Origin of the sequence: Marinilabilia sp., from assembly GCF_016278715.1 — a bacterium.
Lineage (GTDB): Bacteria > Bacteroidota > Bacteroidia > Bacteroidales > Marinilabiliaceae > Marinilabilia.
This window is the reverse complement of the sequence record NZ_JADQBH010000108.1, coordinates 1-17,735: the sequence shown is the minus strand read 5'-3', so window position 1 is coordinate 17,735 and position 17,735 is coordinate 1. Positions and strand designations below refer to the sequence as shown.

Below are 17,735 nucleotides of genomic sequence, written 5' to 3'. Positions count from 1 at the left end.
AACGTTTGAGCTTTAGGCAAAAACTACTGTTTTGTTTTTATAAACCAGGGTTTTCCGATCCAGGTGGGCTTTCACTGCCCGTGAAAGTACAATTTTTTCAATATCTTTCCCTTTCTGAACCAGACTTTCTACCGAGTCGTGATGGGATATCCGGGTAATGTCCTGATCAATGATTGGGCCGGCATCCAGGTCGGATGTAACATAGTGGCTGGTGGCCCCAATGATTTTAACTCCCCTGGAGTGGGCGGCGTGATAGGGTTTGGCACCTGCAAATGCTGGAAGAAACGAGTGATGGATATTGATGACTTTATTGGGGAAATTCCTGACAAAATCGGACGATAAAATTTGCATGTAACGGGCCAGGACAATGAAATCGACTTTGTGTTCCTGCAGAACTTTCAGTTCCTGCAGTTCCTGTTCTTTTTTGTTGTCCTTGTTGACAGGCACATGGTAAAAGGGAATATTAAACTGTCCTGCCACATGTTCCATCTCTTTGTGGTTACTGATAATGACCGGGATTTCCACTTTCAATTCTCCTGCCTCGTAGCGGGCCAGAAGGTCGTACAGGCAATGTGAACTTCTGGACACGAAGATACCCATGCGGGGAATTTTATCGGAAAATTTTAAATCCCACACCATGTCCAGTGGTTTTGCCAGTAGTGGCCCAAAAACGGTTTCTATTTCATCGCGGTCCAGGGTGAATCCATCCATCTCCCATTCCACACGCATGAAAAAGCGCTTTTCTTCGCGGTTGGTGTATTGGTCCAGAGCCACTACATTCCCGTTGTTCTGATGAATGAAATCCGTCACTCGTGCAACAATTCCCCTTTGGTCGGGACAATGAATTCGTAATATGGCTGTTTGGTTTTCTGACATTTTTGTAACTGTTTTGCCTGCAAAAGTAATAATTTATTATCCGAATACCCGGATATTTTCTCCTCAGCGTTCTCTGTGGTTAATATCCTTCGAGAAAGTTTATTTTTCCTGGATTTAGGAGTTTGTTAGCCTTTAAGTCCTTTAATAAAATTAATTATCCCCTCCTCATCATCGCCCGATTGCTCAAGGTGTTTGATAAACGCGCTACCCACAATGGCACCATGTGCATGTAGGCATACATCGCTGAAGGTTTGGTGATTACTGATGCCAAAACCGACCATTCGAGGATTAGTGAGTTCCATGTCATTGATGCGTTCAAAATACTCGATTTGTTGGGGAGATAATCCGTCCCGGGCACCGGTTACCGCTGCAGAGGAAACCATGTAAATAAATGAAGTGGAGGCTTTGTCAAGTTTTCTGACGCGTTCCTCCGGTGTCTGTGGAGTGATCAGGAATATGTTACTGATGCCGTTTTTGGTAAAAAGTTCCTGATATTCATCCATATAGGTTTCGTATGGAAGGTCTGGGAGAATCAGTCCACTGATGTTATTTGTTTTACATTGCTCAACGAATTCCCCCACCCCGAATTTGAGCACAGGATTCAGGTATCCCATCAGAATCATGGGAATAGAGATTTCCGCCGAGATACTGCTCAGTTGTTCAAAAAGCTTTTTCAGGCTCATACCGTTTTTCAGTGCCCGGGTGCTGCTGTTTTGTATCACTGGGCCGTCGGCCAGCGGGTCGGAGTAGGGCATTCCGATTTCCACAAAATCAACTCCGGCTTTTTCCAGTGATTTTAAGACCTTTGTGGTGCTTTCAATATCGGGGAATCCTGCTGTGAAATAAACCGATAACAGGTCTTTTTTTCTTTTAAGCAGAGACTTTAATTTTTCCATTGGTAGTTTCTGGTTTTGTTTGTAAATGGATATTGCTTTAACTTATTTCAAATTAAACCGTTCCATGTAGGTTTTCATGTCTTTGTCTCCTCGTCCGGAAACAGTGACCACTACATTTTCTTCTGATTTTAGTTCCAGTTGGTCGAGTGCTGCCAATGCATGGGCCGATTCCAGTGCTGGAATAATGCCTTCTTTTCTTGTGAGCAACAGTGCTGCATCCAGAGCTTCCTGGTCGGTGACAGAAAGATATTTTGCCCGTCCTGTTTTTGATAGCCAGGAGTGTAAAGGACCTATTCCGGGGTAGTCGAGTCCTGCAGAAATGCTGTAGGGTTCTGTGATTTGACCGTCGTCTGTTTGCATCAGGTAGGTCATGCTTCCGTGTATTACCCCGGTTTCGCCCATGGCAATGGATGCGGCGGTTTTCCCGGAGGTTAAACCCTCGCCCGATGCTTCTGCACCAATTAGTTTTACATCCGGTTCGTTCAGAAAATGATAGAATGACCCTGCAGCATTGGAACCGCCACCCACACAAGCAACGACATAGTCGGGATTGCTGTTGCCGGTTTTGTTCCTCATTTGCCATTGTATTTCTCCACTAATGACCGATTGCAGCCGGGCTACCAGGTCTGGGTAGGGATGGGGTCCCACCACCGAACCGATGAGGTAAAAAGTATCCAGCGGATTTGCAATCCAGTCGCGCAAGGCTTCATTGGTCGCATCTTTCAGTGTGCGACTGCCCGACATCGCTGGTCTTACGTCAGCTCCAAGCATTTTCATCCGTGCCACATTGGGGGCCTGACGTTCCATATCGGTTTCACCCATGTAAACAATGCAGTCCAGTCCCATAAGGGCACATACCGTAGCCGTGGCCACGCCATGTTGTCCTGCACCGGTCTCTGCGATGATGCGCTTTTTTCCCATTTCATTGGCCAGGAGAATCTGGCCGATGGTGTTGTTTATTTTATGGCTCCCGGTGTGGTTGAGGTCTTCACGTTTTAACCATATGTTGCAACCATAATGCTCGGAAAGCCGCCCTGCATGATATAGGGGAGATGGCCGTCCTGCATAATCTTCCAGAAGGTTTTTGAAATCTTTCCGAAACGACTCGGAATTGATTATTCGTAAATAATTATTCCTCAGGTTTTCAATGTTGGGAATGAGCATTTCCGGGATGTAGGCGCCTCCAAAGGGGCCGTAAAATCCTCGCTCGTCAGGTTGAAATGAAGTTGACATATAAACTTATTTATTTTTTTTTATTGTTTTCGAATGGTTTTTATGAACTGTTCAATAGCGGCAATGTTCTTTAATCCGGGTTCTGATTCAAATCGGCTGTTGATGTCCAGTGCATAGGGCATTGCAGGGCATCCTTTTAAGATGCCTGGGGCATCCTGGCTTTCTATGCCTCCACTTAAAAAGAAAGGGCGTGCAGGTTCAAAACCGGCAAGGATTGACCAGTCGAACTTTTGGCCACTGCCTCCATATTGGTGGGTGGGCGTATCGAAAAGAAAAAAGTCGCATACCTCTTTGTAGTCATTGGTTTTTTCTTTATCCTTTTCGTCCTTCAGGGAGAAGGCTTTTATTATTTCGTAGCCCTCTTCTTTTAGTTCGAGACACTGGTCTGTGGATTCTTCTCCATGCAACTGAACAGTGTTTAGATTAAATATTCGACAGGTTTCTTTTATGGTTTCTGATTTTGCATTAACAAATACTCCCGTTTTGCGGATATGTTCCGGGATCAGGGCTGTGGTTTCGGGTTTTAAGATGTTACCTGCATATCGTGGCGATTTGGGATAAAAGATGAACCCTATGTAATCGGGTTTCAGGCTTATCAAATCGAGAATATTTTGATGATGGCGCATTCCGCAGACTTTTATTTTCACAGGATTTGGCATAGTTTTTTGTTCAAACTTTTATTGATGTTACTTCAGCTTTGAAATCTGCGCAAATTTGTGCCGGGTCATCATGTTTCATGAAATACTCGCCCATGAGGAAACCTTTGAATCCGGCATCCTTCAGAAACCGGAAATCTTCAGCCGAATGGATTCCGCTTTCGGCGATGGGGAGAATATGTGCGGGAAGCAAGGAAATCAGATTGGCTGCATGTTGTAAGTCCACCTCAAAGGTTTTTAGATTCCGGTTGTTTATGCCCACCATATCCACATAACTGTTAAGAAGCCCGACTTCACTTTCATCGTGGAGTTCCATCAATACCTCCAGCCCAAGATAATTGGCCAGAGCAGCAAGCTCACCTGCCTGCTTTTTTTCCAATATGGATGCAATAAGCAGAATGGTGCTGGCGCCAATGGCTTTGGCTTCATATATCTGATAAGGGTCAATGATGAATTCTTTGCGGATGATGGGGGTGTCGGTCAGGTCGCGGGCTTTACTTAAATCATCGTTGCAACCACCAAAGAAATGGGAATCGGTAAGTACTGAAATGCCTGCAACTCCTGCTCTGGCATAACCGGGAACAATATCCTCCACTTTGGCATCCGCATGAATCAGGCCTTTGGACGGCGACTGTCGCTTAAATTCGGCAATGACAGGAAAGTCGCTCTTTTTTATCAGGTTGTCTTTCATGGAGGGAGTAGGAGCTGAAAAGTGACGATAATATTTCAGTTCTTTTACCGACACCTTGTTTTTAGCGGCTTCGACTTCCTCTTGCTTTCTCGCTACTATTTTATCCAGAATGTTCATGGTTCCTTTGTGTATTGGGTTAGACAATTTCCAGAAGGGTCTTTAAGGTAGCCGCTGCCTTGCCGCCTTTAAGGGAATCGGAGGCTTTCTCCAGACATAGCTCAAATGAGAGAGACTCATCTATGGTTTGAATTGCCAGCGCAGCATTGGCCATGACGGCGTTGTTTTGAGCTTCAGTTCCCTGTCCGTTTAGTACTTTTTTGAAAATGGAGGCCGAATTCTCAACTGTATTGCCACCGAAAATATCTTCAGGTTTGTTGAGAGGCAGTTTGATGTCGTCTGGCTTCAGTAACTTTTCCCCGTTGTGTGAAATCACCTTAAACGCATCCGTTAAAGACACTTCATCGTATCCGTCAATGCTATGGACAATGCTGAATTTTGTATCTGTTTGCTGGTAAATGTACTGATAAATGCGGGCCAGTTCCAGGCTGAAAACACCCACCAGTTGAAACTGCGGATTGGCCGGATTAACCATAGGCCCCAGCATGTTAAAGAAAGTCTTGATGCCAAGTTCGCGACGGATGGGGCCTACTGCTTTCATGGCAGGGTGAAACAAAGGTGCGTGCATAAAGCAAATTCCTGCTTTGTCAATCTGTTTTTTTAGCAAATCGTTGTCGTTGGAAAATTGATAACCCAGATATTCCATGACATTGGAGGAACCACAAGCTGAACTCACCCCCGCATTTCCGTGCTTTGCCACTTTGTAGCCTGCACCGGCAACCACCAATGATGCCAGCGTGGAAATGTTAAAGGTGTTTTTCCCGTCGCCTCCGGTTCCACACATATCGATGGTCTGAAAATCGGACAGGTCAACGCGTTTGCATTGTTCCAGCAGGCCGTCCCGGAAACCCGATAATTCTTCTACGGTAACCGAGCGCATCATAAAGACTGACAGAAAGGCCACAACTTCTGATTTGCTGTAGTTTTCGCTGGTGATATTGACGAGTATCTCTTTGGCCTCTTCTTTGGATAGGGTATTGTATTCGAAGAGTCGTTTTAGTGTTGGCTGTAGCATTGTTCCAGGTGTTAATTATTTAAAAATAGAGGTTAGAATTTACCCTTCAATCCAGTTTTTTATCATTTGTTTTCCATGCTCTGTGAGGATGGACTCGGGATGAAACTGCACGGCTCTGACATCATATTCCTTATGGGTGATGCCCATGATTTGTCCCTGTGTGTCTCGGGCAGTGATGTTGAGTTCCGACGGGAGATCCTCTTCGTTGACGACCCAGGAGTGGTAACGGCCACCCATGAAAGTGTCGGGCAGGGTATTAAAAATCATTTCGTTGCGGTCGCAAACCGATATGGGCGTTGCGATGCCGTGGTAAACACGCGGCAGGTTGTAGATGGAACCTCCAAATACCTCCGCAATGGCCTGGCAGCCGAGGCATACGCCAAAAATAGAGTGGGTGGGGGCCAATGCTTTGATTAACGGTTTCAGAATGCCGGCTTCGTCAGGAATCCCGGGGCCCGGAGAAAGTACGATCTTGTCATAAGCCCGGGCTTCTTCGATGGTGATTTTGTCGTTCCGGAATACATCCACTTCCTGATCGGCCACTTCTTCCAGATAGTGCACCAGGTTGTAGGTAAATGAGTCGTAGTTGTCTATAACGAGTATTTTCATCTTTTTCTGTTTTTACACAAAGCCAAAATGGCCGTCTTTGATGAGTTTAATGTTTTTATTTTGCTTAAATTTTAACTTTCTTAGGTGCTTGGTTGTATTGAAAATAGGGGTTCTTTAACTTTCAACTCATGATTAGCACTTAAAAATTACGAGCCAACAGCCAACAACTAAAACTCTGCCGCCATTTCGATGGCTTTCTTCAAAGCACCCAGTTTATTGTTTACTTCCTGGAGCTCTTTTTCTTCTACTGATTCGGAAACGACTCCTGCGCCAGCCTGATAGAACAGGGTGTTGTTCTTACTCAGGAACGAACGAATCATAATGGCCTGGTTAAAAGAGCCGTCGAGCCCCAGCTTTCCTATACAGCCACCATAATAACCACGATTGTGAGGCTCATATTTATTAATCAGTTGCATGGCTTTGTATTTAGGCGCTCCGGACAAGGTGCCTGCAGGAAATGTGTCGGCCATGACACGGGCAATGTCGTTGGGATTCCGGAGTTTCCCGGTCACTTCAGATACCAGGTGGAGTACGTGGCTGTAATATTGCACTTCTTTATAGGTTTTTACCTCTACCTCTCTGCAGTTGCGTCCCAAGTCGTTGCGGGCAAGGTCAACAAGCATTACATGTTCTGCATTTTCCTTGGGGTCCTTGCTCAGCTCTTCGGCCAGTTTCATGTCTTTGAGGTCGTCTCCGGTACGGCGGAATGTTCCTGCAATGGGATTGATGGTGGCCAGCCCCTTTTCAATTACCAGCTGACTCTCGGGCGAAGAACCCATGAGGCGATAATTGCCATAATCGAAATAGAAAAGATAGGGGGAAGGGTTGATGTGACGTAAAGCTCGATAAACATTAAACTCATCGCCTTTGAATGTTTGTGAAAACTGGCGCGACAACACAATCTGGAATACGTCGCCCCGATAGCTGTGTTCTTTGCCCTTGGTCACCATTTCCATGTATTGCTGCTCGTTGAGAGGTGATTCCTCATCATTTACAGGAGTGAAATAGAAAGAGGGTACTGAGCGGTTTTTCAGGATTTCCAGGGTCTCATTCAAAGATGATTTCTGGCCGGGAAATAGGTGTTCTACTAAGTAAAGCTGATTGGTAAAGTGGTTGAAAGCGATGACGGACTGGTAGAGGTGATAGCGAATGTCGGGGATGGAGTGGGGGGCTTCCGGGTCTATATCCAGGGTAAGGTCTTCGAAGTAGCGCACGGCGTCATAAGCAGTGTATCCATAGAGACCGGAAGCAGGAACCGGGCATTTCATTTGTTCTTCTTCGGAGATTTCAAAATTGTTGATGAATTCCTGCATCAGCTCCGGAACAGATTCCTTTCCGGAAAGTGAAATCTTCGATCTGGTTTCATCCGGATATCGGGATAAAACTGTTTCGTTTTCCACAATGAAATCGGCTATGGGATTGAAACATATAAAAGATAGTGAGTTATTTCCACCGTGGTAATCCGAACTCTCCAGTAAAATGGTATTGGGGAACAAATCCCTTAATTTCAGGTAAATGCTCACTGGAGTCACAATGTCTCCCACATGAGCAGGGATGTGGTTGCACGAGAGGTTGAGTTTTTGCTTCTTCATAGGTATCGGTTGTTTTTTGTTTTCAAAATTGGAATAAAAAAAAGGCTCACCGGGATTTCCGGTAAGCCTTTCTTATTTTATGCTTTAGTTACAATTTAAGCATGAAGACACCACCTTAATCCCCCTGAGGAATAAAGAAATGACGCCACCACCAGATATTTGCAACTGAAATGTTCATGTTTTATCTAATTTCCGGGTTTATGTAAACCCTTATTTATGACTTTTGTTATGTTTTTGCTTTTGCAAGTTTAGGGAATGATTTTTTAAAATGCAAGTAAACAGCTTAAGTTTTTTTGATATTTACCGCCATTTTATCTTTTTCACACTCTTTGTTTTAATGATATTCTCCGGTAAATTATCCAGTACGGCCGATTTTATCCGGTCAATCAACAATTGTCGTGTAAAGCTCTGGTGAACGACAATGCTTACTTCCCTTACCGGTTCCGGTTCCGTAAACCTTCTTACAAAGGGTTTGTCGGTCATGGAATCTACCGATAACTCAGGAACCAGGGTGTAACCAATCCCTTTTCGTACCATTGCCTTGAGGGCTTCAATGCTGCCGCTTTCATAGTAAAAACCGAAGGCATTGTTGGTCTGACTAGCTTTGCCGCAAATATCGAGTGTTTGGTTGCGGAAACAGTGTCCTTCGTTTAGAACCAGTACTTTAGCCGGGTCTAACAGGTTGTTTTCTATGAATTCATTGTGCATAAAGGGATGGTCGTAAGGCGCATAGAAGAGAAAAGGCTCATAGAATAATGGTACTTCCCGGATTTGCTTTTCTTCTGCGGGGGTAACCATTAGTCCTATATCAATGCGGTCGTTGTGGATTGCTTTGAGAAGTGGTTCCGATTCAATTTCTTCAATGCGCAGATGTGTGTTGGGGTTTTCGCTGATAAACTGTGGAAGAAACCGTGGGATGAGGTATGGTGCCAGTGTGGGAATAATACCCAGGCGAAATTCTCCTTCGATGCTTTTTTTCTCGTGGCTGACATAGTTGCGTAAATCAGAAATTTCTCTGAGGATCTGCCGGGCTCTAATAATGATTTCCTCTCCAGCAGGTGTGGGTTCAATGGGTTTCTTTGCCCTGTTGAAGATCTGAACGCCAATTTCATCTTCCATTTTACGCAATTGCATGGTCAGGGTTGGCTGTGTTATGTGGCAGCTTTCGGCGGCATCCACGAAGTGACGATGGTCGTCCAATGCAACAATATATTCCAGTTGTTGGATGTTCATATCTTTTTAATTTTGTGGAGCAAAAGATATAAAAAAAAACGGGAATCCTTTTACAGACTTCCGCTTTAGGTGGTTCTTATGTGTTTAATGTTATTATTTCACAAAACTTTGGTTCTTTCATGAGATTGCTTCACTTTGTTTGCAGTGACCGAATATTGCAGCGTTTTAAGGGATGGAGGGGGTGAAAACCTTTAGAATGGCCTGATTGCGGATAAGACGAAGAAATCTCTCTTCAAGAAATAAGTTTCTCCGGACAATAATGAAAAAACGGGAATCTTTTTCAAATCCCCGTTTTGTATATTCCTTATATGGTTTAATAACTAAAATATATCTTTCATTTTACTGAAAAATCCATTTTGTTCGTTTCCTTCTTTTGGCGTAAAAGACTCAGATTCTTTCAGTTTTTCAAGCGTTTTCTTTTCATCTTTCGAAACATCAGAGGGAATCCAAACATTAATGCGAACCAGCAGGTCGCCACGGTGGTAGCTGTTGACTTCGGGCAACCCTTTGCCTCTGAGACGCAGTATTTTGCCGGGCTGTGTGCCGGGGTCAATTTTAACTTTCACCTTGCTCTCCACAGTTGGGATTTCGGCAGGTGTACCTAAAATGGCATCGGGTACACTCAGTTGCAGATTGTAAATCAGGTCTCTGCCGTCACGAACCAAGTCGGGATGTTTCTCTTCCTGAATTAGTACCAGTAAATCTCCATTGATTCCACCCCGACGGGCAGCATTTCCCTTGCCTGAGACTGAGAGCTGCATACCTTCTTCCACTCCGGCCGGAATGTTTATGGTGACCACTTCTTCTGTACGCATTACGCCATCACCGTTACAATGGGCACATTTTTTGGTAATGGTTTTCCCTTCTCCATTACAGGTCGGACAGGTGGAACGTGTCTGCATTTGCCCCAGTATGGTGTTGGCTACCCGTGTTACCTGGCCTGCGCCTCCGCATGTGGAACAGTTGCTGTAGGCTGTTCCGTTGTCAGCCCCAGTGCCACTGCAGTGTTCACAGGAAACATATTTTTTGACTTTGAGTTTTTTCTCTACACCGTTGGCAATTTCTTTAAGTGTGAGGGTCACTTTTACACGGAGGTTAGAGCCTTTATTAACCCGCTGTCCTCCGCGTGAGGAACCTCCGAATCCGCCAAAACCACCAAATCCGCTAAAACCACCGCCAAAGATGTCTCCAAAATGGGAGAATATGTCTTCCATTGTCATCCCGTCGCCACCGAAGCCGCCTCCGGAAGCACCACCAACACCGGCATGTCCAAATTGGTCGTATCGTTGTCTTTTTTCTGCGTTTCCAAGTACCTCGTAGGCTTCAGCTGCTTCCTTGAATTTATCTTCTGCCTCTTTGTCACCGGGGTTTTTGTCTGGGTGAAATTTCAGGGCTTTCTTTCGGTAGGCTTTTTTGATCTCTTCCGCACTTGCGCTTTTTGCAACTTCCAGTACTTCGTAGTAGTCTCTTTTTGACATGATATATTTTTGGGTTTATTCTCCAACAACAACTTTGGGATATCGGATCACTTTGTCGTTGAGTTTATAGCCTTTTTGAACACAGTCGATGATTTTTCCTTTCATATCTTCTGAGGGTGCCGGAATTTTTGTGATGGCTTCATGTGTTTCACTATCAAACTCCTGATTTTCTGTTTCAATCTCCACGATTCCCTGTTGCTTCAGAAATTCATTAAATTTGTTGTAAATCAGATCTATCCCGTTTTTTACGGCATCCAGGTCACTGGCAGTCCCCAGGTGAGCACGAGCTCTGTCAAAATCATCTATAACTGGAAGTATGCTCAAAAGGATTCCTTCACCTGCACTTTTCGATAACTCCATTTTTTCCTTCAGCGTTCGTTTTCTGAAGTTATCGTATTCGGCAATCAGGCGCAAGTGTTTGTCACTGAGGTCTTCCAGCTGTTTTTTCAGGAGCGTTTGTTCGTCTTCTGCATCCTGCCTGGCCTCTTCACAATTCTCTTCCGAATTTATTTCTTCAGCATCCTTTTTGGTTGTTGGATGCTCTTCATTTTCCTGGTTTTTTTGAGCGTTGTTGGCTGAAGTTTCCGGAGCTTCAGTAGGCTTTGATTTTTCTTCGGTCGCTTTTTTTCTGCTCATATCTTGTTAAGTTTTCTTTTTTAATATTTGGCGCACAAATGTATGCAATTTCTTTGCCATATTAAAAAGAGGGACATTTTGGCATGAAAGAGCCTGCATAAATGACAAAGACAGCAAAAAGCCGAAGCTTTCTGCTGTCTTTGAATCCCTGTAAACAATAGAAAAATGCTATTTCATAAGCTTTGCCAGACGCTGGTCTATGGCTTTCAGGTTATTTGCCACAGCTACAATCCGGCCGTCTCCGTCTATAAGATAGTTCTTCATGTGATCAACAGAGTTGAAGCTTTTTGCCAGTTCTGATTCACGACCCTGAAAATCACAAATATGTTGTAATGCTTCAAGTTTGTCACGCTGAATAACTTGATTCAAAGGGGTTTTAAACCGGTCGAGCGAAATGCTGATAATAATAAAATCCTGTCCGTTAAGGAATTTCTGATTTTTATATGCTTTCAGCATTTTTGTTTTCTGATGGTTTTCAACCCTTGATTGTGCATCGAATGACGCCCAGAAGTCAATCAGTACCATCTTGCCTTTAAGGCTGTCGGTGCTGAATGGAGTCCCGTCCAAGAGAGGTTGATTGATTTCAGGAACTTTGTTCCCTACATCCAGGCCCTCACGTGGTTCCGGAGAACCGTTGATGAATGACAGAAAAACAATTCCTGTCAAAGTGATGATTAGTAGTAACTTGTTCTTCATAAGCATAGTCTTTCCCGAATTGTTACTGTGCAAAGGTTCAACAATTTATTCGGTCTGGTCAAAGTTTTTAGATGAATATCCATAAAAGAGTGACCAGTGGATTTATTTGCGCAACAAAACTATGCTGTAAAACATTAAAAATAAAGGCTCATTTGTTTGGAGAAAAGAGGTAAAATTATAATTTTGATGGGGTTGGAATTAGCAGGCTGATTTAGAGAGTGTTAGTGATTAGTTAAAAAGGTGTAAAAAAGGTCAAATTAACGCCCGAATTAAAGAAAGAAATCTCTAAATGCGCTTAATTTTGGCTCCAAGACGGTTTAATCGCTCATCAATTCTCTCATATCCGCGGTCTATTTGCTCTATGTTGTGGATTACACTTTTGCCTTTGGCGGAAAGAGCAGCAATTAATAACGCAACTCCGGCACGAATATCAGGAGAGGTCATAATACTGGCTCTGAGAGGGGTTTCCTGGTTCAGGCCTATCACAGTTGCTCTGTGTGGGTCGCATAAAATAATGCGGGCTCCCATATCAATGAGTTTATCCACAAAAAACAAGCGGCTTTCAAACATTTTCTGATGAATAAGTACACTGCCGTTGGCCTGAGTAGCCACCACCAGGAATATACTTAGAAGGTCCGGCGTCAGGCCGGGCCATGGAGCATCGGAAATGGTCATTATTGAACCATCAATAAATGTTTCAATGGAGTATTTTTGTTTTGGAGGGATGTAGATTTCGTCTTTGCTGATGTGCATATTAATTCCCATTCGGCGAAAAGCCAATGGAATAATACCAAGATGTTCGGTTGCAGCATTTTTTATGGTGATTTCGCTTCCTGTCATTACTGCGAGACCTATAAAACTGCCTATTTCAATCATGTCGGGCAGAATGCGATGGGTGCAACCACTAAGAGTTGAAACTCCCTCAATGGACAAAAGATTAGAGCCAACTCCCTCAATTTTTGCTCCCATGGAGTTGAGCATCCTGCAAAGTTGTTGAACGTAGGGTTCACAGGCAGCATTGTAAATGACCGTTTTGCCGGGTGTCAGAACTGCTGCCATGATAATATTGGCCGTTCCGGTGACGGAGGCTTCGTCGAGCAGCATATACGATCCTTCCAGCTTATCAGCATAAACGGTATAGAATATGTCGTCGGAATCAAAGTTGAACTTGGCTCCCAGTTTTTCAAAACCGAAAAAGTGAGTATCCATACGTCTGCGCCCAATCTTATCTCCTCCTGGTTTCGGGAAATAAGCTTTGCCGAAACGCGCCAGGAGTGGTCCCATTATCATGATGGAGCCTCTCAGGGAAGCAGCTCTTTTTCTAAATTCTTTGGTCTTTAAGTAATCAAGGTTGATGACTTCAGCTTTGAAACTGCACTTTTCCGGAGAAAGACGGTTTACCTTTACGCCAAGGTCTTTAAGAAGGTCAATCAGGTTGTTGACATCCAGAATATCGGGTAAATTGTCAAGAATGATTTCCTCAGAAGATAATAATACGGCACAAATGACCTGCAGGGCTTCATTTTTTGCCCCCTGCGGAGTGATATCACCTTTTAGCTGGAGACCCCCATGCACTTCGAAGCTGCTCATCGTTTCGGGTAGTTGTGGAAGATTGAAATGTGTAAGTGATTAATTATTGCTTTTGCGAACGAATTTTTTCCGCGGACGACTGTGAGCGTTATTATTAGTGTCTTTAATTTCGCGGAAATCATTAATTCTTGCCTCTCCTTCGATCTTGATTTTTCCATTGGAAAGACGCTGTATATCACTTAATATGCGGTCGTCGGTAGCATTGTCTTTATTCCAGTTGGACAAAGATTTCTTCATGTGGTTGCCGATGAGCATGATGAGGTGCCTTTTTAATGGGCCTTCTTCCATTTTAGAAGCTTCTTGTATCATCTCTTCAACAATAGTTCCGTAATGTTTGAAAGTCATTTTGCCATCATTGTAGGAAATCGGATCCGGTTTGGATTGGAAATTTTCCGGTGCCGGAGGATCATAAGGATAATCAATGTCCAGTTTGAAATCCGCCATGATGGCCAGATGATCCCATAATTTATGCTTGAAGTCGCTGACATCGCGCAGGTGCGGAAATAAATTTCCCATTACACCAATAATGGCTTTCGAAAATCGGGTTCTTTCTTCACGGTCTTCAATGGTAAGTGCATGATCTACCATTTTCTGAATATGACGACCATATTCAGGCAAAACCAGTTTCTTTCGGCTTGAATTATAATCCATTAGTAGTTTAAAAAAATTATTTTTTGCTGAATTAAGTGGCGTTTTAGTAATGCTTCAGCATTGTTGTTTTGAATTTAGGTAAGATGTCCGAAGTCGTTTTTAAGCAAGCTCCGGGACACCGGGTTTAAAAGAGGGCTGTTATTTTAAATAGTTGTTGGTAAAAGCCGGAGGGCCAACCTTGGTATTTGAATATAACATTGTTTGTTATAAAACGGTTTTCTTTCAAGTAAGTTTCAGGGCTTGCAAATATCGTGTTTCATTGTTAAAAAAACGTATTTGCAAGGAAAAATCTGCAAAAAACGATTGTTTTGGTAAGTGATACGATTTTTTTTGACCGTAATCCTTTGAAGCCTAATTGTATTGCAAATCTAAGTGATTATTTTAAGTTTGGCAAATTTAAGCAATAATTGTTTTTGTCCTGCATTTTTGAAAAAAACGGTGGCTTTTGTATTGGGGGCTTCTCCTTCGAGATGCAAAACTTTACCCTGTCCAAATCGCTCATGCTCAATGATTACACCGGGCTGCACTTTGCTCTGATCGTTCGGGTTGAGTGAGCTGAAGGGTGAAGGGGAGGTGTTATTTTGAAGTACTTTGCCACTAAAATTTATTTTTTTCTTTTCCGGGAATGCTTCATTTTTCAGGTTGAAACGTTTCTTTTTCGAAAATGATGTATTTCTTTCCTGTCCCGGGCGAGAAAAGCTTTGTGTTTCAGACGGGATATTTAGAAATTCCTGGCCTATTTCCCCTAAGAACCGACTGGGTTTGGCAAAAGTTAATTCTCCGTATTTATAGCGGTTTCTGGCGCAGGTGAGGGTGACCCGTTCTTCGGCACGTGTGAGGGCTACATAGAACAGCCGTCTCTCTTCTTCAATTCCTGACTCGGAGGATGATGCCATAGAGGATGGGAACAATCCTTCTTCGACTCCCACGATGTAAACATTCCTAAATTCCAGTCCTTTGGCAGCGTGAATGGTCATCAGCGTTACTTTATTGATGTCATCGGGCTTGTCGGTATCCTGGTCTGTTAAAAGGGATACTTCTTCCAGGAAATCTACCAGACTGTTGTTTTCTCCACTTTCCTGCCTTTCATCCGAAAATTCGCGAATGGCATTGAAAAGTTCCTCCAGGTTTTCAATGCGCGTCTGGTTTTCGTGCGATTTTTCCAGATGCAGTTCTTTCATGATGCCACTTTGTGTGGCTATTTCGTTGGTGATATCGAAGGCTGACATATTCGGTGCCTGACTCATAAATCCGGATATCAGGCGTGCAAAGCTGCTTAACTTTTTTAATATACCGCTGTTGAATCCATAATTTGGGAGTGCGGGATTGGTTATTACCTCCCAAAGACTAAGATTATTCTGATTGGCAAGGTTTTCGATTTTCTCCATGGTGGTCTTACCAATTCCCCGGGCCGGGTAATTGATTACGCGCTTCAGGGCTTCGCTGTCACGTGGGTTTATTGTCATTCTCAGATAAGCCAACAGATCTTTAATTTCCTTGCGCTGGTAAAATGAGAGTCCTCCATATATTTTATAAGGAATATTTTTTTTGCGAAGTGCTTCTTCAAATATCCGGGACTGTGCATTGGTTCGATAGAGGATAGCAAAATCTTCATATTGACACTGATGGCGCAGCCGGGTGTCATTGATGTCGTTGATTACAATAAAGCCCTCGTCTACATCCGACTGGGCCTGAATCATGTTTATTTTATTGCCTTCGTCATTTTCGGAGTAAACCTGCTTTTTTATTTGTTTATCGTTGTGGGCAATGATGCTATTGGCAGCATTCACGATGTTTTGCGTCGAACGGTAGTTTTGTTCCAGTTTAAAAAGCTGATACCCTTGATAATCGTTTCGGAAATTGAGAATGTTTTCGATTTTTGCACCCCTGAAACTGTAAATACTCTGTGCGTCATCGCCTACCACACAGATGTTTTTGTGTTTTTCGGCCAGTTTTTTGGTGATTAGGTATTGTGAAAAGTTGGTGTCCTGGTACTCATCCACCAAAATATATTGAAAGCGTTCCTGGTATTTGGCCAGCACTTCGGGATGATCCCGAAAAAGGATATTGGTGTTGAGCAAAAGGTCGTCGAAATCCATTGCCCCGGCTTTGCGGCATTCCCGCATATATCGCTGGAAGATTTCTGGCATCAGAGGAATACGGGCGGCAGCATCGGCAGATGTTCGTTGGGCATCCCTGGCATAAACAGCCGGAATAATCAAGTCATTTTTGGCTGATGATATCCGGCCCAATACGGTGCCCGGTTTGTAAGCCTTCTCCTTGTTCAGCTTCATGTCTCTCAGGATGCTGTTAATGAGGCTCTTGGAGTCGGACGTATCGTATATTGAAAAAGTGGAAGGAAAACCCAGTTTTTCTGATTCAATGCGCAAAATTCTCGAGAAGATTGAGTGGAAAGTTCCCATCCAGAGTTTTGAGGCCACTTCCTTCCCGACGATCTGTCCGATTCGGTTTTTCATCTCTCTGGCGGCCTTGTTGGTAAATGTAAGTGCCAATATGGACCAGGGGGCAACGCCTTTTTCAAGCAGGTAGGCAATCCGATAGGTCAACACACGGGTTTTGCCCGAGCCTGCCCCGGCAATGACCAGTGATGGGCCTTCGGTGTTGATAACGGCTTTATGTTGAGCTTCGTTGAGTTGTTCTAAATAATTTTCCACAAAAGAAACAGGTTTTCCGGTGCTTAAATAAGGCCGGTTTTAATTTTTTTCTGGTTTGTTTTCCGGGGTTAATACGATGGAAAAGGTTTGCAAATTTATATCGGTAAAAGGGTTCTCATTTTCAGTAGTTTTAATTTTAATATATTCCGGATTTGCCGGTATTGTTATGGTTTGCTTCCACCAACCGGCTTCCGGGAGTGCCATCAGGTCAAAATAATCTTTTGCTCCTACTCTGTTGTAATTTTTTATCAGCAAAATATTTTTTCCTTTTTTCAGGTTAAATACCAGTTCTTTTACCAGAGGAGTTCCCGGGTTGGTATTTCTGGTCAGCAGGATTTCATCCTGATTGAACCAAACCTGCAGTCCGTCATTTCCTGTGATCCTGTAACAAAATTGTTGCTGGTTTTCGGATTCTACTTCCACATAATAATACCTTGCCGACATGGGAAGGGGTTTTAAGTGGTTGTCTTTATTGTTCTTCAGGTTGTGCCAGGAGGAGTTAAGAATTCTCAGACGATTACTGCCATTTGAATTGACATGCACCTCATTTAATGAACCGTAAAAGATATTGGACTGGTAAATATCTGCAGTTTGAATGGTGTCGTATCTTGAGCTAATCAGATTGTCCTTCGCTTCTGCAGGTTCTATTTTTATTTGGCCTTTTTCCGTTTCAAGAACAAGTTCCCTGCCCTTTTGCATCGGAACAAATTTTAGTTCTGCTTTTTGGGTATGTTCCGCTTTAATATTCCACTTCATGGCGATGGTTGAAGGAATAGTGGTCAGGCGGTCTTGTTGGGTGATGCTCTTTTGAAAAAGGGCGTTGTTACTGTTCAGTGTCAAAGTGTCTTTGGGATTGATGTTGATGTTTTTCAGTGGTACAACACGGATGGTATCTTCAAACTCCGCTTCAATGACCGGCATTTGCATCGGGTCGGCCATTGCGGGAGAGGTCCAGATGATTTCATTAACAGCTCCCTTGTTGGAATACTCAAGCTCAATGCCGCTTCCTAAAAAGCGGGCGGATGTAATTTTGTTTTGCAAACCCGATAACCGAATGGATGAAGAGGCTGGAATAGATTCTATAAAAAGAT

The 17,735-nt window shown here is 43.5% G+C and carries 15 protein-coding genes and 1 pseudogene; all 16 read right to left on the bottom strand.

The annotated features are described in order from the left end of the window. Positions 1–12: 12 nt before the first annotated feature. Complete coding sequence (purU, locus tag QZZ43_RS06585; protein ID WP_291857251.1) at positions 13–876, bottom strand: formyltetrahydrofolate deformylase; 864 nt, start codon at positions 874–876, stop codon at positions 13–15. Positions 877–1,001: 125 nt separating this feature from the next. Continuing rightward, on the bottom strand, positions 1,002–1,772 hold the full coding sequence (gene trpA / locus QZZ43_RS06580) for a tryptophan synthase subunit alpha (RefSeq protein ID WP_291857250.1): 771 nt from the start codon (positions 1,770–1,772) through the stop codon (positions 1,002–1,004). Between the two features lie 42 nt (positions 1,773–1,814). Then, on the bottom strand, positions 1,815–3,005 hold the full coding sequence (gene trpB, locus QZZ43_RS06575; protein WP_291857248.1) for a tryptophan synthase subunit beta: 1,191 nt from the start codon (positions 3,003–3,005) through the stop codon (positions 1,815–1,817). 20 nt (positions 3,006–3,025) lie between these two features. Continuing rightward, complete coding sequence (locus tag QZZ43_RS06570; RefSeq protein WP_291857246.1) at positions 3,026–3,631, bottom strand: phosphoribosylanthranilate isomerase; 606 nt, start codon at positions 3,629–3,631, stop codon at positions 3,026–3,028. A 43-nt stretch (positions 3,632–3,674) separates the two neighbouring features. Then, the gene (gene trpC / locus QZZ43_RS06565; RefSeq protein ID WP_291857244.1) at positions 3,675–4,469 is read right to left on the bottom strand and encodes an indole-3-glycerol phosphate synthase TrpC; all 795 of its coding nucleotides are present in this window, start codon (positions 4,467–4,469) and stop codon (positions 3,675–3,677) included. A 19-nt stretch (positions 4,470–4,488) separates the two neighbouring features. Continuing rightward, positions 4,489–5,484, bottom strand: a complete 996-nt coding sequence (gene trpD / locus QZZ43_RS06560) for an anthranilate phosphoribosyltransferase (RefSeq protein WP_291857242.1) — start codon at positions 5,482–5,484, stop codon at positions 4,489–4,491. Between the two features lie 39 nt (positions 5,485–5,523). Beyond that, positions 5,524–6,093 carry an aminodeoxychorismate/anthranilate synthase component II gene (locus QZZ43_RS06555; RefSeq protein ID WP_291857240.1) on the bottom strand — a complete coding sequence of 190 codons (570 nt, stop codon included), beginning with the start codon at positions 6,091–6,093 and terminating at the stop codon, positions 5,524–5,526. A 167-nt stretch (positions 6,094–6,260) separates the two neighbouring features. Beyond that, on the bottom strand, positions 6,261–7,685 hold the full coding sequence (locus QZZ43_RS06550) for an anthranilate synthase component I family protein (protein ID WP_291857239.1): 1,425 nt from the start codon (positions 7,683–7,685) through the stop codon (positions 6,261–6,263). 300 nt (positions 7,686–7,985) lie between these two features. After that, positions 7,986–8,918 (bottom strand): LysR substrate-binding domain-containing protein, encoded by a 933-nt coding sequence (locus QZZ43_RS06545; RefSeq protein ID WP_291857238.1) that lies wholly within the window; start codon positions 8,916–8,918, stop codon positions 7,986–7,988. Between the two features lie 320 nt (positions 8,919–9,238). After that, a complete protein-coding gene (dnaJ, locus tag QZZ43_RS06540) occupies positions 9,239–10,396 on the bottom strand; it encodes a molecular chaperone DnaJ (protein ID WP_291857236.1) in 1,158 nt (385 codons plus the stop codon). A gap of 15 nt (positions 10,397–10,411) precedes the next feature. Next, positions 10,412–11,032, bottom strand: coding sequence for a nucleotide exchange factor GrpE (locus QZZ43_RS06535; RefSeq protein WP_291857233.1), 621 nt, complete (start codon positions 11,030–11,032; stop codon positions 10,412–10,414). Positions 11,033–11,200: 168 nt separating this feature from the next. Beyond that, complete coding sequence (locus QZZ43_RS06530) at positions 11,201–11,728, bottom strand: TlpA disulfide reductase family protein (RefSeq protein WP_291857231.1); 528 nt, start codon at positions 11,726–11,728, stop codon at positions 11,201–11,203. 285 nt (positions 11,729–12,013) lie between these two features. Next, positions 12,014–13,318, bottom strand: a complete 1,305-nt coding sequence (gene murA / locus QZZ43_RS06525; protein ID WP_291857229.1) for a UDP-N-acetylglucosamine 1-carboxyvinyltransferase — start codon at positions 13,316–13,318, stop codon at positions 12,014–12,016. 39 nt (positions 13,319–13,357) lie between these two features. Then, entirely contained in the window at positions 13,358–13,969 is a 612-nt protein-coding gene (locus QZZ43_RS06520; protein ID WP_291857227.1) for a DUF4290 domain-containing protein, read from the bottom strand. Positions 13,970–14,337: 368 nt separating this feature from the next. Next, complete coding sequence (locus tag QZZ43_RS06515; RefSeq protein WP_291857225.1) at positions 14,338–16,644, bottom strand: ATP-dependent helicase; 2,307 nt, start codon at positions 16,642–16,644, stop codon at positions 14,338–14,340. 39 nt (positions 16,645–16,683) lie between these two features. Then, positions 16,684–17,735, bottom strand: a pseudogene (locus QZZ43_RS06510) (alpha-L-fucosidase); the annotation flags it as partial.

Coding starts and splice junctions, on each gene's coding strand:
- purU (WP_291857251.1), bottom strand. CDS start 876: ATGTCAGAAAACCAAACAGCCATATTACGAATTCATTGTCCCGACCAA.
- trpA (WP_291857250.1), bottom strand. CDS start 1,772: ATGGAAAAATTAAAGTCTCTGCTTAAAAGAAAAAAAGACCTGTTATCG.
- trpB (WP_291857248.1), bottom strand. CDS start 3,005: ATGTCAACTTCATTTCAACCTGACGAGCGAGGATTTTACGGCCCCTTT.
- QZZ43_RS06570 (WP_291857246.1), bottom strand. CDS start 3,631: ATGCGCCATCATCAAAATATTCTCGATTTGATAAGCCTGAAACCCGAT.
- trpC (WP_291857244.1), bottom strand. CDS start 4,469: ATGAACATTCTGGATAAAATAGTAGCGAGAAAGCAAGAGGAAGTCGAA.
- trpD (WP_291857242.1), bottom strand. CDS start 5,484: ATGCTACAGCCAACACTAAAACGACTCTTCGAATACAATACCCTATCC.
- QZZ43_RS06555 (WP_291857240.1), bottom strand. CDS start 6,093: ATGAAAATACTCGTTATAGACAACTACGACTCATTTACCTACAACCTG.
- QZZ43_RS06550 (WP_291857239.1), bottom strand. CDS start 7,685: ATGAAGAAGCAAAAACTCAACCTCTCGTGCAACCACATCCCTGCTCAT.
- QZZ43_RS06545 (WP_291857238.1), bottom strand. CDS start 8,918: ATGAACATCCAACAACTGGAATATATTGTTGCATTGGACGACCATCGT.
- dnaJ (WP_291857236.1), bottom strand. CDS start 10,396: ATGTCAAAAAGAGACTACTACGAAGTACTGGAAGTTGCAAAAAGCGCA.
- QZZ43_RS06535 (WP_291857233.1), bottom strand. CDS start 11,032: ATGAGCAGAAAAAAAGCGACCGAAGAAAAATCAAAGCCTACTGAAGCT.
- QZZ43_RS06530 (WP_291857231.1), bottom strand. CDS start 11,728: ATGAAGAACAAGTTACTACTAATCATCACTTTGACAGGAATTGTTTTT.
- murA (WP_291857229.1), bottom strand. CDS start 13,318: ATGAGCAGCTTCGAAGTGCATGGGGGTCTCCAGCTAAAAGGTGATATC.
- QZZ43_RS06520 (WP_291857227.1), bottom strand. CDS start 13,969: ATGGATTATAATTCAAGCCGAAAGAAACTGGTTTTGCCTGAATATGGT.